13 protein-coding genes and 1 pseudogene are annotated in these 14,571 nt (G+C 69.9%); 8 read left to right on the forward strand and 6 right to left on the reverse strand.

What is annotated here, in order from left to right; all coding sequences use genetic code 11:
• From H5J30_RS05495 to cutA, 5 genes are all read left to right on the forward strand, one after another.
• On the forward strand, nucleotides 1-1,003 hold a 1,003-nt coding region (locus H5J30_RS05495; protein ID WP_181786023.1), incomplete at its 5' end, for an MFS transporter.
• 153 nt (nucleotides 1,004-1,156) lie between these two features.
• Nucleotides 1,157-1,564, forward strand: a complete 408-nt coding sequence (locus H5J30_RS05500) for a YccF domain-containing protein (protein ID WP_181786024.1) — start codon at nucleotides 1,157-1,159, stop codon at nucleotides 1,562-1,564.
• A 76-nt stretch (nucleotides 1,565-1,640) separates the two neighbouring features.
• Entirely contained in the window at nucleotides 1,641-2,759 is a 1,119-nt protein-coding gene (locus H5J30_RS05505; protein WP_181786025.1) for a family 43 glycosylhydrolase, read from the forward strand.
• Between the two features lie 33 nt (nucleotides 2,760-2,792).
• Nucleotides 2,793-3,650 carry a hypothetical protein gene (locus tag H5J30_RS05510; RefSeq protein WP_181786026.1) on the forward strand — a complete coding sequence of 286 codons (858 nt, stop codon included), beginning with the start codon at nucleotides 2,793-2,795 and terminating at the stop codon, nucleotides 3,648-3,650.
• A gap of 949 nt (nucleotides 3,651-4,599) precedes the next feature.
• Nucleotides 4,600-4,944: a divalent-cation tolerance protein CutA gene (gene cutA / locus H5J30_RS05515; RefSeq protein ID WP_181786027.1), complete on the forward strand. Its 345-nt coding sequence runs from the start codon at nucleotides 4,600-4,602 to the stop codon at nucleotides 4,942-4,944.
• Here the strand turns inward: cutA and H5J30_RS05520 are convergent.
• Both H5J30_RS05520 and H5J30_RS05525 read right to left on the reverse strand, forming a co-directional pair.
• Nucleotides 4,936-5,686 (reverse strand): annotated as a pseudogene (locus tag H5J30_RS05520) (transposase family protein). The gene cutA and the pseudogene H5J30_RS05520 sit on opposite strands and share 9 nt — an antisense overlap.
• A 46-nt stretch (nucleotides 5,687-5,732) precedes the next feature.
• The gene (locus H5J30_RS05525) at nucleotides 5,733-6,269 is read right to left on the reverse strand and encodes a hypothetical protein (RefSeq protein WP_181786028.1); all 537 of its coding nucleotides are present in this window, start codon (nucleotides 6,267-6,269) and stop codon (nucleotides 5,733-5,735) included.
• Nucleotides 6,270-6,939: 670 nt separating this feature from the next.
• On the opposite strand from H5J30_RS05525, the gene H5J30_RS05530 reads away from it, so the two are divergent.
• Nucleotides 6,940-7,905, forward strand: coding sequence for a hypothetical protein (locus tag H5J30_RS05530; RefSeq protein ID WP_220188565.1), 966 nt, complete (start codon nucleotides 6,940-6,942; stop codon nucleotides 7,903-7,905).
• A 246-nt stretch (nucleotides 7,906-8,151) separates the two neighbouring features.
• On the opposite strand, the gene H5J30_RS05535 is transcribed toward H5J30_RS05530, so the two are convergent.
• On the reverse strand, nucleotides 8,152-9,522 hold the full coding sequence (locus tag H5J30_RS05535) for an NsdA family TPR-like regulatory protein (protein ID WP_181786029.1): 1,371 nt from the start codon (nucleotides 9,520-9,522) through the stop codon (nucleotides 8,152-8,154).
• A 158-nt stretch (nucleotides 9,523-9,680) separates the two neighbouring features.
• Here H5J30_RS05535 and H5J30_RS36445 point away from each other — a divergent pair, with 158 nt between their 5' ends.
• On the forward strand, nucleotides 9,681-10,067 hold the full coding sequence (locus H5J30_RS36445) for an ATP-binding protein (RefSeq protein ID WP_374100944.1): 387 nt from the start codon (nucleotides 9,681-9,683) through the stop codon (nucleotides 10,065-10,067).
• Nucleotides 10,068-10,148: 81 nt separating this feature from the next.
• Here the strand turns inward: H5J30_RS36445 and H5J30_RS05545 are convergent, their stop codons facing one another.
• The 3 genes from H5J30_RS05545 to H5J30_RS05555 are packed head-to-tail and all read right to left on the reverse strand — an operon-like array spanning nucleotide 10,149 to nucleotide 13,230.
• Nucleotides 10,149-11,738 (reverse strand): MFS transporter, encoded by a 1,590-nt coding sequence (locus H5J30_RS05545; RefSeq protein WP_181786031.1) that lies wholly within the window; start codon nucleotides 11,736-11,738, stop codon nucleotides 10,149-10,151.
• Nucleotides 11,735-12,409, reverse strand: a complete 675-nt coding sequence (locus H5J30_RS05550; protein WP_181786032.1) for an NAD(P)H oxidoreductase — start codon at nucleotides 12,407-12,409, stop codon at nucleotides 11,735-11,737. The genes H5J30_RS05545 and H5J30_RS05550 overlap by 4 nt, the downstream gene beginning before the upstream one ends.
• Nucleotides 12,410-12,456: 47 nt before the next feature.
• Nucleotides 12,457-13,230, reverse strand: a complete 774-nt coding sequence (locus H5J30_RS05555; RefSeq protein ID WP_181786035.1) for an SDR family oxidoreductase — start codon at nucleotides 13,228-13,230, stop codon at nucleotides 12,457-12,459.
• Nucleotides 13,231-13,507: 277 nt separating this feature from the next.
• On the opposite strand from H5J30_RS05555, the gene H5J30_RS05560 reads away from it, so the two are divergent.
• Nucleotides 13,508-14,571, forward strand: a 1,064-nt coding sequence (locus H5J30_RS05560) for an AfsR/SARP family transcriptional regulator (protein WP_220188566.1), incomplete at its 3' end; no start/stop codon positions are given.

The raw sequence follows: 14,571 nt of genomic DNA on the forward strand, positions 1-14,571 counted from the left end.
GCAGGGCCTGGCCGTCGCGTCCGGGCCGCTGGTCGGCGGGGCGCTGACCGAGCACATCTCGTGGCACTGGATCTTCTGGCTGAACGTGCCCGTCGGCATCGCCCTCATCCCGCTGGTCCGGCTGAAGCTGGCTGAGAGCCACGGCCCGAACGACCGCCTCGACATCCCCGGCACCGTCCTGGCCAGCACCGCGCTCTTCGGCCTCATCTACGCCCTCGTCCGCGGCAACGCCGACGGCTGGACCGCCGCCCCCGTCCTCACCGGGCTGATCGCCGCGCCGGTGCTGCTGACCGCCTTCGTCGCGTACGAGCTGCGCGCCACGAACCCCATGCTGCCCATGCGCCTCTTCCGCAACCGCAGCTTCAGCGCCGTCAACGCGGCGAGCGTGCTGATGTTCATCGGGATGTTCGGCTCGATCTTCCTGCTCAGCCAGTTCCTCCAGGGCGTCGGCGGCTACTCGCCGCTGGAGGCGGGCCTGCGCATGCTGCCGTGGACCGCGATGCCGCTGATCGTCACCCCGATCGCCGGCGCGCTCTCCGACCGCATCGGCGGCCGGCCGATCATCGCGGCCGGTCTGGCGCTCCAGGCGCTGGGGCTGGTGCTCTGGGCGGTGGCGGTCGAGGTGGGCTTCTCGTACGGGTCGATCCTGCCGGCGCTGACGGTGAGCGGCGTGGGTATGGCGATGTACTTCGCGCCCTCCGCGAACGTCGTCCTGTCCAGCGTCGCTCCGGAGGAGCAGGGCATCGCGTCGGGGGCGAACAACGCGCTGCGGGAGCTTGGCGGCGCGCTGGGCATCGCCGTACTGGCCGCGGTCTTCTCCGCCCAGGGCGGCTACGAGACGGGGCAGAGCTTCGTCGACGGCGTGACACCGGCGCTGTGGGTCGGCGCGGCGGCGGTGGGGCTGGGCGCGCTGCTGGCGCTGCTGATCCACCGGCACCGGGCCCCGGAGCCGGTGGCCGTGCCGGCGGCGCCGGAGAGGGACCGTACCCCGGTGGGGGTCTGACGGTCCGGCCCGCAGGCCGCGACTGTCCCGCGCCGGGGGGCGCGGGGCAGTCGCGGCCGCTTCCCCCGCGCTGCGTTTCCGTCCCGGCGCCCTGCGCGCCGATACTTGTGTCGACGGACCGTACAGAGGCAGAGCCCGGGAAAGGTGCCGATCATGAAGCTGTTCAACCTGCTCTTGAACATCCTGTGGCTGATCTTCTGCGGAATCTGGATGGCGATCGCCTACACGATCGCCGCACTGGTGTGCTTCATCCTGATCGTCACGATCCCGTTCGGCATCGCGTCGCTGCGGATCGCGGGGTACGTGCTGTGGCCGTTCGGCCGCACGACGGTGGAGCGGCCGGGCGCGGGCGCGCCGTCGGTCGTCGGCAACGTGATCTGGGTGATCTTCGCCGGCTGGTGGCTGGCGCTCGGCCACCTGATCACCAGCATCCCGCTCTTCCTGTCGATCATCGGCATCCCCTTCGGCTGGGCGAACCTGAAGCTCATCCCGATCTCGCTCATGCCCCTGGGCCGCGAGATCGTCTCCACGGACGAACGCTTCGGGTACGCCCCGCGCTGACCCTCGACCGGGTGTGTATCTGCTTTGTATGCGCGCCCCCTTGAATCGGCGGTGACGCCGACGACAGGGGAGAACCGTGCGCACCCGTATCCGCCGACTGCTCGCCGTGACGAGCACGGCCACAGCCCTGGCCGTCGGGGCCCCGCTCGCCGACGCGGCCCCGCCGACACCGCCGGCAGCGCCGGCAGCGCCGGCTCCCGCCGCCGGCGGCATCTCCCCGGCGGCGAACCCGTCGTCCTTCCCACTCGCCGATCCCGACACCGCGCAGGCGAAGGACGGCCGGTACGTCACCTACGGCACCACGGTGCCCGCCGGCCGCGGGAAGCGCTGCGACGGCGCCACCGGGCGGCTCTACGTCCCCGTACTCGTACACGGATCCGGCAACACGGTCGGCATGACCGACTGCGCCTCGGGCGACGCACTGCCCGGCGGACCGGGCGCCTGGGCCGAGCCGGGCGGCGCCATCTGGGCCCCGGGTGTGGCCCGTTACGGCGACCGCTACTTCATGTTCTACACCGCCTCGCGCAAGGGCTCCGGGCAGAAGTGCATCGGCCGGGCCGTCGCGACATCCGCCCGCGGCCCGTTCCGCAGCGCGGGCGAATGGGCCTGCCCGCCGGGCGGGCGGTGGGCGATCGACGCGAACCCCTTCGTCCACGGCGGCACCATGTACGTCACCTACCGGGACGACGCGATCGCGGCCGGCGCCGAGACGGGCATCTCGACCGTACGCACCGACGGCGAGGGCCGGGCCGTCTGGAACACCCGCCGGGACGTACTCAAGAGCACCGACATCACCTGGGACACCCGCGGAACCAGCGGCGGCACCCACGTCGTCGAGAACCCGTCGATGTGGCGGCGGGCCAACGGCACCTGGTACCTGATGTACTCCGGCAACAACTGGGACAGCGCCCGCTACGCCACGGGCATCGCCGAATGCGGCACCACCCCGCTCCCCTCCTCCCGCTGCAAGCCCCTCCGCAACGGGGTGGAGCGCCCGTACTTCGGCTACACCGGCTCCGGCGGCCTCGGCCCGTACCGCGGCCTGCCGGGCAACCACCGCGGGCCGGGCGGCATGGACGTCTTCGCCGTCCCCGACGGCACCCTCCGGGTGGTGTGGCACTGGTGGGACGGCGGCCCCCGCTACCCGATGAACGGCGCGCTGCGCCTGAACGCGGACGGCTACTACGTCCAGTAGAGACCGCACCCGAAGCCCGCGGAGGGAGAAGTCATGGAAGCGATCACCAGAAGGCGCGCCCTGGGACTCGGCGGCGCGGCCCTCGCCGGCACGGCCGGCACCCTGGCCGCGGCGGAGCGCGCGGACGCCGCGAACACCGCCGAAGCGGCCGCCGGCTGGCAGCGGCTCGTCGTCATCACGGCCAACATCGGCCGCAAGAACATGGGACAGCGGGAACGCGCCATCCGGGACGTCCGGCACGCGGTGACGATCGACGGCCGGCTGACCACACCGCTGGTGGGCTGGCAGGAGATCGGCGAGGGGGACGGGAGCGACAACCAGGAACCCCGCTGGATCAACCAGTACTTCGGCAGCGCCTACCGGAACATCTTCGAGGAGGAGGGCCGCGCCCGCAGGGTGCCGATGTCGATCCCCAAGGCGTACGACATCGTCGACCGCAGGGTCACCTTCGCCCACGGCGGCAAGGCGGGGGTCTCGCCGCACCGGGTCATCACCGAGGCGGTACTGGCACGGGCGGACGACCCGCGTGCGAGATTCGTCTTCGCGAACACCCATTACGTGGCGGGGGCGTTCAACGGCACGGCGGACCCGCACGAGGCGTGGCGGGACGACATGTGGGAACGACACTTCCGCAAGCACCGCGACGAGGTACTGGGCTACTGGCGCGCCCGCGGCTTCCCGGTGATCTGGACGGGCGACGTGAACCGCAGTCCGATGCCGCTGCTGCTGCCCAACTACGAGAAGCGCGCGTTCGCGCGCGGGATCGACCAGATCGGGTGGGTGCCGGGCACGAACGGCACGCAACTGCGGCTGCGGTGGACGAAGGTGGTACCGATGCACGTGGACGGTCACGACGCGAGGGTGGCGGTGATGCAGATCCGCCGGGTCTGAGGGCGGGCAGGAGCCGAGCACGGGCCCTCTCCGACCGAGACCCCGGGCAACAGGCCGCCCCGCGTGGATAGTGAGCTGAATAACCTACGCACATGAGGGATTCCGTACAGGTTCACACCGCGGCCGAGACACGCGAGGCGGCGATGGCGCTGGCCCGAAGAGCCCCGCCACCAGCCGTGCATGCGACACGATCGCCTTCCGGACCACGGCGGACCACTACCCGGAGCTGGCCGCACACCTGTTGGCACACCACCTGACCGCTTAGGGTACTTTCGCTCTGGCTCGCCACCTATCGACAGAGATACCCGAGTCAACGATAGTGCTTGAAACCCCGCGAGTCGCAAGGCAACACCGCAGGTCAGGAAGGCCGCTCCCCGCACCCGCGGGGTTGGTCCCCCGGCCAGTCCTCACGCTCCCCCGCCAACACCGTGCTCCCCGCATACGCGAGGCCCCCCACCCCGGTGGAGCGGATCCCTGTCGCCTCCGGCTCCCCGCGCACTGGGATGGTCCCGCCGATTGACTGGCCGGTTCCTTTATACGGAGTGCTCGGCCGCCCGCGGGGTGACCTCTGCTGGAGTTGAGCACCGTCAGGTCGGTGGCTCCCGAGTGGCAGAGGCTGTCCAGGAGGCTTTCGTGGCAAGGGAGGGGTGGCCGATGGAGCCCGTTGTGTAGACCCTTATGTCCAGGGTGAGTAGAAGCGGTCGCTCGGGGCCGCGTGGTCGTTGTTTCTCGTTACCCTCGCGTGGGAGGAGTGGTGCGCCGTGGAGGAGGAGCGACACCTCGAATTCGCCCCCGTGCATGCCCTCCGCGCTGCAAGAGTGCATCCCGCGGGGTTCCGCCTCCTGCGAGTCGCGAAGTGCGCTTACGGCAGGGCGCGAATCTGCTTGGTTCGAGTCCGGCCAACATCGGATGCTTCAGGTAGTCGTTCGAGAGCCACTAGCCTCTGAACATGAGGGACTTCATGCAGGTCTACACCGCGGCCGAGACGCGCGAGGCAGCGGTGGAGCTGGGCCGCAGCGTGACGCAGGCGCGGCTGGCAGCCGGAGTACAAGTGGTCGGTCCTGTCGTGTCGCTGTTCTGGCATCAGGGAGAGTTCGGGGAAGGAGAGGAATGGCAGGTCATCTTCAAGACCACTGCTGACCGATACCCTGAGTTGGAAGCGCACCTGGTGGAGCATCACCCCTGGAGCAACCCGGAGATCACAGCCATCCCGATGACAGCCGGCTCCCGGCCCTACCTGGATTGGGTACGCCGTACCGTCGAAGCCCCTGAGGGTTTTTCAACCTCAGTTTGAGCAGGCCAGGTGCAGGGTGAGGACGGCTTGGACGAGGCTGGTGATGCGTGTGGTGGAGCACCGAAGCCTGCGTAGAAGCCGCCAGGTCTTGAGGGTGGCCATCGCCTGTTCGACAAGTGCGCGGATCTTCGTGTGCGAGCGGTTGACGGCTTGCTGGCATGCGGACAGCGTTTCCCAGCGGCCCCGGTACGGCAGGCGTACGGTGCCGCCGGCGCCGCGGTAGCCCTTGTCCGCCCAGCACTCCACTCCGGCTTCGGTCATCGCGTCGATGATGCCGTGGGTTCGCGCGGCTTTGATGTCGTGGACGGCTCCGGGCAGTGCTGGGGATGCCCCTAGCAGCCGTCCCGCCGGGTCGGTGATGACCTGCACGTTCATGCCGTGCTTCTTGTGTTTCCCGGAGTAGAAGGGCCGGTCGGCGGCGATCCGGTCGATCGGCAGCAGCGTGCCGTCCAGGATCGCGAATGCCCTGGTGGCGGCGGTCTTCATCGCCTCGGTGAGGGTGGGTGCGAGGGCGGCCCAGGACCTCGACGGCCTCGGCGATGGTGGTGCCGACGTTGAACCCGGCGGCGAGTTGGGCGTAGGTGTGCCCGCACCGCAGGTGCGCGAGGGTGAGCAGGGCCTGACGGCCAGGGGTCAGCCGTCTCCAGCGGGTGCCGCGTTGCCGGCGACGGTCACGCAGCCGGGCGGACAGGAATCGCAGGGCGGAGCTGGACACGTCGCTCCCGGACGGGTAGACGAGCATACGAAGCCTCTGGTGGAGACGGTTCTCTTGGCCGAAGATCCATCTATCAGAGGTGCCTGCGCACCCAGGGGTACCAAGATGCGCGATCCTCAGTCCATTCACCCGACGCTGCGTCCCAGGTGAAAGTCTTGCCGGCATGTGCAGCGTCACCGAAATCGAACTCCAGCAAGGCGATTTTGGCATCATCCGGCAGATCGGGGTCGACCAGCATCCTTACCTTCCCGTTCGGACCCTTGACTAAAAGTTCGTAATGACCTGGCGATCTGGTGAACTGCAAACGGACCTGACTGGTCGCCTCAGCCACCGACTGGCCAAGGCGTTCTCCTAACTTCGTGCCCAACGCCTCTGCCATCGGGCCAGCAACCTTGGCGAGGGCATAACCCCCAACGATGTAGAAGACCGAGATATTCGACCAGTCGATCCCCATCATCGGGTAGATACCCCTGGAATGCAATTCATGGACTGCGGCAGAAATCCGGTCCTGCTCTGCGTCCATGCTCGCACCGTACTTGCTGGTGGCCATCTCCTCGATTTCGTCCCAGTCGTCGCCGCGGGCTACTCGATCGGTGAGGTCTATGTTCATGGGGTGAGTATGGAGCTTCTCCGAGGCGCGGTACCAGACCGTCTCCATTCTCGGGCCGCTCGGGGGAGGCCAGGCACACGGGTCACATCAGCCTCGAAGGGTTCGCAACCCGAGCGGTACGCCGTCGTGCACCGCCTCGCCCGGGGTCGTCATCAGCCCCAGAGACTCGCAACACGACATACTGGCGCGCGGCGATTCGCCTGGTGGTCATCGGACTCGGAGGGCTCGCAGCACGGCCCGGCGCGCGTCAGCGTCATCGTCGCCAGCCTCGGAGGGGCCCCAACAGCAGGGGCGTAAGTCCAATCGAGAGGGAGGCATTCAGGCACGAGTCCAGTCCCGTTCGTTCGGGGAATGGAGCGCTGGCCGTGTGCGTCACGGCAGCTTCCTCGCGGCCCCATGGGTACAGATGGTGGTGTGGTGACCCTTTACGTCCTTGGATCGGGCACGGCGTCAGCGAACGTCTTTCATCCGGTGTTGCGGGGTGAGACGGCTTGTTCGGCGTGGGTGGTGACGTGGCAGATCCCCTCGTCGTTGGCGTGGTGATTCCAGCCACCCCGCCGGCGGCCGGAGGCTCTGTGGTTCCGTGAGAGCTAAATGTGGCGCACCCCGGGTATACCCTCAAAAGGCTAGCAACTGTAGCCACCTTATGGATCTAGAAGAAGGGTCAGCCATGACTGATTCGAATTCTTCCTCATCCCAGCCGCAGAATGACCCCACGCTGCGCTCCGCTGAATTCGACCCAACAGTCCGTGACGTACTTGAAGAACGATTATTTCCCGAAGGGCGAGGCGCATCCCGGAGGACCCGACGCCGCGCCTGGGGAATCACGATCACGTTAGGGATCCTCGCCAGCATGGGGGGTTTCGCGGCCAGCTTCGCGTTCGATCTGTGGACGACCAACCCGCGGGCTGCCGCGGAACGGGAAGCCCATCGGGACCTGGACCAAGAAGTAGTCCCGTTCACGACGTCGATCACCTATGACACCGATCCGACCGATGCTGGATTCTCGGTCGTCCTCGATCGGCCGCTATCCCCCGAAGAAGTGACCACACTCCAGGCCACCCCGCCTTCCAAGGTCTGGGACCTCCTCCGCCCGCTGGGTGGCAGGTTGATCCATTCATCGACCTACACGACCACGTTCAAAATGAATATTTTCTCGGAACGCGCTGCCCAGTTGAGCATCGTAGATATGACACCAGTCGAAGTCACCTGCACTGAGCCGTCGGCAGGAACCCTTGTCGATGTTTCAGGGCAAGGCGTGGCTGAATATCCAGGATTGGCGATCAACCTGGAAAAAGACAAACCGCAGCTAGTAAACGCTGATGGGCGCGATCAGGGACAGCCATTCTTCGATAAGCGACGTATCGATCTCGGGGGTGGTTTAGAACCTGGCGGGCTCCGCGTAAGCGCATCAACGCGTGAACAATCTTGTACATGGGAGATCCTGGCACGGTATGTGGACGCACAGCAGAATCCCGGCGAGGTCACCCTTCGAGATGGTGACAAGCCGTTCCTCGCTGAGGCCAAACCACAGTCTCCGGAGCAGCACTGGGAGGCCATCACCTACAAGAGCCAACCGCCGTACTTCCATCCGTGCCACGAGAAGCCCAGCCACCACTCCTGCCCCAGTAACTGAAGCCGGAGCCCAGCGCCGGCAGAAACGGAACCCGCAGGACGACGGCAAGTAGCCGACCGCCGATCTCCACCGGTCCGCTTGGCCGTCCCGCGCCACCTCCTGGCCGCCGCCAGCTACCACCGAGTGCCCTGCCGCCTGCTGCGGACTCCACCACACGCATCACCAGCCTGGTCCAAGCCGTCCTCACCCTGCACATGTCCAACTCAAACTGAGGTTGGAAAACACTCCCTGACGCCAGGACCTGAGCTATCCCGCTCGATGTAGTACGTCGGCTACTGGCTCAAGCGACCGGTGCGGGTGCAGGCGGGTGAGGAAGGTCTGGATGCGTTGTCGGGGGCGGACCGAGCCGACTCCGGCGGAGAGGTCGATGGCCCTGCCGATCACCTTCGCCGACTGTTCTACCTCACCGGCGTCCAAGTAGGCGTGAGCCAGCCAGGAGAGGTAGAGGGCCTTGTCCCTGGCCTGTGCGTCATCGAAGTCGGCCAGCGCCGTCTCCAGCTCCGGCACGGCGCGTAACGGGCGGCGCAACTCCGCCCAGCAGCGCCCTTTCATGATCTGCAACTCGCGCCCGTCAACCCACGAGGCCCATTCGGGGCCGGGATGGTCGAAACCACCGCTCAGGGCCTCCTCCGCTTGGGCGAGTGCAGCCTCGGTTTCCTTTGCCTCACCGGCACGGGCGTGCGCCCAGGCCCGACGCTCGTGCAGCAGCCCCCGGACGGTGGGAGGCACGTCGGATCCCGCCGTACGGCACGACTCCATCGCGGTGGCCACGCCCGACGCTGTACTGCTGACCTGCTGATACGCCAGAAACGCAAGAGAGTTGCCTTCAAGCGCCCGGTCGCCGGCTTCTCTCGCCGCCTCGTATGCCCGCCGATAAAGGGTAGTCGCCTCCCGTTGGTCCCCCGCATCGAACGCGGCCCACCCAGCCTGTTGCGCCAATTCGGAAACGACGGAGAGCAACAGTCTTCCAGTCGCCTCCGAATAACTGGCGTGGCGCATCAAGCGCACCGTTCCGTCCAGCTCGGTGCGGTAGATATGACGCGTATCCGCCCCGCCGAGAACATCGTCCAACCGGCGAAGCCGGGAGGAGCGCAGCCTCAGCTGCGCTACCTCCCGGTGTCCGAGGCGTGACCCCGCATTCTGTTCGGGGAGCACGCCGACGATGCCTGCCAGTCCCGATGCCGCGAGGAATCTCCTTCGCTCCACGTCGTCTCCTTCTCGATCAGCTTTTGCACCCGCTCCACGTCGGGAGACACCGGTTGCCCTCGGCTCGGGCCCAGACGATGGGAAAGAGCGTTCGCCCTGCGGCAGGGCGTCGGGTTGCGTTGGCTCCCACGGACGCGGTGCCAGACCCACCAGGTGCCCGGGGATAGCCAGTGCATCTGCGATACGCGTGATCTTCTCGTAAGTGGTGATAGCGCCCTCGCCTCGGGCCAACCGCCCCACTCGTTCAGGCTTGATGTCGCAGGCATCGGCGATCTTCACGAAGCTGATTCCGCCCCACTGCCGGGCCAGTTTGAAGACCTTGCCGAAATCATGACAGCGCAGGACCGCCTGCACCTCGGGCCGATCGAGTACGTGCGGTGGCAGAGCGATTGGTGACATGCGTGCTGACATGCGATTTCCCCGCCATCTACCGCTTGCGGAGCGACTGCCGATCTGTCCAAGGAGTGTACCCACCGTGGGTATCCCCCTCGTCGGGAAACGAGATCGGCACCTCTTCGCCCATGGTGTCGGCCATGCGGCTTCAGCAAGTGGACAGCGACGAAACGGTGATGGTGTGGCAGTGGAGGCGGCATCGGAGGTGTGTGGGGTTGGCTCGGGCGCAGTTGCGGAAGGCGTTGGCTGCTTGGGGCTTGGGGGAGTTGGAGTTTGCGGCGGTGGCGGTGTTGTCGGAGTTGGTGGCCAACGCCGTCGTGCATGCGCGGGTGCCGCCCGGGCGGGAGATCCGTACCCGGTTCGTGGTGGTGGAGGGCGGGGTGCGGATCGAGGTGCATGACGGCAGTGAGCTGCCGCCGGTGCCGCGGGTGCCGGATGCGTCCGGTGGGTACGGGCTGGCGCTCGTTGCGGAGTTGGCGGAGCGGTGGGGGGTGGAGGCGCGGGGTGGGGCCGGGAAGTGTGTGTGGGCCACCATTTCCCGTACGGGGTGCTCGTCGCGGTGAGTCCTCGCGGCCGCCCCGCGGGGCTTTCGCGCGGGGCGAAGCCCGGGGCCCCTTCGGTTCGGGCTCCGGGCTTCGTCGTGCTCAGTTGTTGATGAGTGCCTTCTGCTCTTCCTCGGGTTCCTCCTTCTGCTCCTCCCCCGTGATCGGCGGGACCCGCCGCAGCAGCACCGCCGCCACCGCCGCCGTCACCAGCGCCACCGCCGCGCTCGCCGCCGCTGCCGTGTGCAGGCCCGCGGTGAAGGCGTCCCTTGCCGTTGCCGCCAGGGCCGCGGCGCGTTCGGGGTCGGGCAGGGCGGCTGCCGTGTCGAGGGCTGCGCCTACGGTGTCGCGGGCCTCGGCGGGGGTGTCGGCGGGCATCTCGTTGCGGTAGACCGCCGCCGCCAGGCTGCCGGTTACCGCGATGCCGAGCGCCAGGCCCAGGTCGTACGCCGTCTGGCCGGTCGCGGCGGCGGCGCCCGCCTTCGGCGGGGGTGCGCCGCCTACGGCGAGGGCCGTGCCCAGGACGCTGATCGGGGCGACGCCGAACATGACCACCGTCAGGCCCGCCGCCGTGGCGCCGACGCCCGTCACGGTGGTCAGCATCGCGTAGCCGACGAGGGAGATCAGCAGGCCGGCCACCAGGACCCACGCCGGGCGGTACCGCCTCGCCAGGACCGGGGTGAGCTGCGAGCCCGCCACCAGTCCCGCCGCGCCCGGCACCAGCCACAGGCCCGCCGCCAGCGGGGACAGTTCCGTCACCGCCTGGAGGTACTGCGGCACGAGGTATTCGACCCCGTTGAGCGCCGTCATGCCCAGCAGCAGGGTGAGCAGTGCTCCGGTGAACTCCCGGCGGCGGAACAGCGCCAGGTCCAGCAGCGGGTCCGCCAGCCGGTTCTGCCGGCGTATGAAGGCGGCCACCGCCACCGCGCCCACCGCCGTGGCGAGCGCGGCCGTCCCGTCCGGGCCGTGTTCCGCGGTGTGCTTGACCGCGTAGACCAGCGGCAGGACCGACGTCAGGAACAGCGCGACGCTCGGCAGGTCCAGGCGGCCCGGGTCCGGGTCGCGGTACTCCGGCAGCAGCAGCGGTGCGGCCAGCAGCACCGGCAGCATCACGGGCAGCCCGATCAGGAACACCGAACCCCACCACCAGTGCTCCAGCAGCACGCCGCCGACGATCGGCCCCGCCGCCAGGCCCGCGGACAGTGCCGTGACCCACATCGCGATGGCCGTCGCCCGCTGCCGCGGATCGGCGAACATGTGGCTGAGCAGGGAGAGGGTGGAGGGCAGTACGGCCGCGCCGGCCACTCCGAGTACGGCGCGGGCGCCGATCAGGGTCGCGGCGTTCGGCGCGTACGCGGCGACCACCGACGCGACCATGAACCCGGCGGCACCCGCCAGCAGCAGCCTGCGGCGGCCGACGCGGTCGCCGAGCGTGCCCATGATCACGAGGGTGCCCGCGGTGAGGAACCCGTAGATGTCGGTGATCCACAGCACCTCGGAGCCGCTGGGCCGCAGGTCGGCGGCGAGGTACGGGGTGGCGAGCCAGAGCACGCCCAGGTCGGCGGTCATCAGGGCGACCGGCACCAGCAGCAGCGCGAGGCCGAGCCACTGGCGCGCTCCGGCGCGCGGTGGCGGGGTGCGGCGGTCTTCGGGGGCAAGGGCGTCGGCGTTGCGGTCGGCGTTGGTGCTCATGAGGTCGCCTCCACGCGCGCGAGTGCGGTACCGCGCTGCGGCGTCCGACGTGATGTGTAGTGCTGTCGCCCGTCGCCCAGGACCTCCTGCCGGGCCGCCTCCGCCGCGGCCAGCGTCTCCCGCACCCTCGCGGGCCGTACGTGTACGGGGACGCCCGTCAGCTCGGTGCCGTGCAGCAGCCGCACCGCCGACGCGGTGATGCCGTTGTACTCGGAGATGCCGACCCGCAGTTGCGTGTCCAGCGCGGTGTCCAGGCCGTCGCGGGCGTACTCGGCGGCCGTGGCGCCGGCCAGCCCCAGCCACAGCATCCGCTTCGCGGCGAGCCGCGGGGTGCTGCGACCGTAGGCGAAGCCGTAGTTCCAGACGCGGTCGATCCAGCCCTTGAGGATGGCCGGCGGCGCGTACCACCACACCGGGAAGACGACGAGGATGTCGTCGGCCGCGGTGATGCGGTCCATGTGGGCGTGGACCTCGGCGGAGTACCGCTTGTCGCGGTTCTCCCAGTCGGGTTCGTCCTCGGGGTGCAGGCGCGGGTCGAAGCGCTCGGCGTACAGGTCCAGGACGTCGACCGTGCCGCCTCCGTCCCGTATCCGGGCCTGCAGTCCGGCCGCGACCTGCGCGGTGAGGGAGTCGGTGCGCGGGTGGGCCACGACCATGAGCGTGTGGGACATGAGATCTCTCCGGGAGCGTGTGCAAGGGGATGCGCGGCGGGGCGCGTTCAGATGCCGAAGCCAGAGCCGCCGCTGACGTCGACGTTCTGGCCGGTCACCCACCGGGCGTCCGCGGAGGCGAGGAAGGCGACCACGTCGGCCACGTCGTCGGGGCGCCCCACGCGGTCGAAGACCGAGAAGGCGGCGGCGCGGGCGCGGGCCCCGGGGTCGGCCAGCCAGGGGTGGATGTCGGTCTCGACGGTCCCCGGGGACACCGCGTTGACGGTAATGCCGCGGGAGCCGAGGGCCTGGGCGAGCGTCAGCGTCAGTACGTCGATCGCGCCCTTGGCGGCGGCGTACGCGACCATCGCGGGGAAGGCGGTCCTGGTGACGCCCGACGAGATGTTGACGATCCTGCCGCCGTCGCGGAGGCGCTCCAGGCCCTGCTGGATGAGGAAGAACGGGGCCTTGGCGTTGACGGCGAACACCGCGTCGAAGTCGGCCTCGGAGACCTGGTGGATCTCGCCCGGGCCGCTGACGCCGGCGTTGTTGACGAGGATGTCGAGGCCGTCCGCGTGGGCGTCGAACTCCCGCCACAGCGCAGCCGCGTCCCCCGGGCGGCCCAGCTCGGTACCGAAGGCGACGGCGCTGCCGCCGGCCGCCTCGATGACGCGCACGGTCTCCTTGGCCGACGCGTCGTTGGTCGCGTAGTGCACGCCTACGCGGGCGCCTTCGGCGGCCAGGCGCTGGGCGATGGCGCGGCCGATGCCGCGGCTGCCGCCGGTGACGAGGGCGGTCTTGCCGGTGAGGCGGTGGGGCACGGGGGCGGTCGCGGGAGTCATGGGGGTGGGGGTGGGGGTGGGGGTGGCGGGCGTGGGGTGGAGGGTGGCGGACATGTGCGGGCTCCTCGTTCGTCGTCCTGCCGGCCGGGGGCTCCTCGTCCGGTGCACCTCACTGTCCGGGGGGCCGCATCGGATCCGGCTCGGGTCGTGTTCGGGCCGGGCTCGGGGGCGTTCGGGCGGGGCGGGAGCCGGCATCCGCGGCGGGCCTCCGCGGGCCCTCGCCGGCCGTCAGGGGACGTCGGGGGCGGTGTCAGCGGCCTGGGTTACCGTGATCGACATGCGATTCGGGGTGCTGGGCGAGACGGCGGTGTGGACGGACACCGGCCTGCCCGTGCGCGTACCGGAGCTGAAGGTCCGTGCCCTCCTCGCGTCCCTGCTGGCGCACGCCGGTCAGCCGGTCGCGACGTCGCGGCTGATCGACGACCTGTGGGGGGACGAGCCGCCCGGGAACCCGGCCCGGTCGCTCCAGGCGAAGGTCTCGCAGCTGCGGGCCGTGCTGGAGGCCGCGGAGCCGGGCGGGCGGGACCTGGTCGCCACGCGCGCGCCGGGTTATCAGCTCGTGCTGGCCGCGGACGACCCGGACGCGCTGGACGCCCGGCGGTTCGCGCGGCTGGCCGCCCGTGCCCGTACGGCGCCGGACGCCGCCGGACGGATCTCCCTGCTGGAAGAGGCCCTGGCGCTGTGGCGCGGGCCCGCCTTCGCGGACTTCGCCGGGGAGCCCTTCGCGCAGGCGGCGGTGGCCCGGCTGGCGGACGAGCGGCTGGCCGCGGCGGAGGCGCTGGCCGAAGCGCGGCTGGAGCTGGGTGAGCACGCCGAGGTGGTGGGCGAGCTGGCCGAGCTGGTGGCGCGGCATCCTCTGCGGGAGCAGCTGCGCGCCGTGTATCTGCGGGCGCTGTACGGGGCGGGCCGCCAGAGCGAGGCCCTCGCGGGGTACGAGGACCTGCGCGCCCGCCTCGCCGACGAGCTGGGGCTCGACCCCGGCCCGGCGCTCACCGCGCTGCACGGGGCGATGCTCCGGCAGGACGCGGAACTGGACGCCCCGGCCGCCGCCGGGCGCAGGTCCGCGGCCCCGGCGCGTACGAACCTGATCGCTCCCCCGCTGGGCGACCTCGTCGGACGGGACGAGGCCGTCGGGGAGGTGGCGGGGCTGCTGGCGGAGCGGCGGCTCGTCACGCTCACGGGACCGGGCGGGGTCGGCAAGACGCGCCTCGCGCTGGCGGTGATCGAGAAGCTGCGGGGGACGTATCCGGACGGCGAGTGGCTGGTGGAGCTGGCCGGCGCGGGCGGCGGGGCGGCGGGGGCGGCCAACAGGTCGACAAGTGCCGGTGGCGGATCGGCAGG

The organism is Streptomyces phytophilus (assembly GCF_013870535.1).
In the GTDB taxonomy this organism is placed as follows: domain Bacteria; phylum Actinomycetota; class Actinomycetes; order Streptomycetales; family Streptomycetaceae; genus Streptomyces; species Streptomyces phytophilus.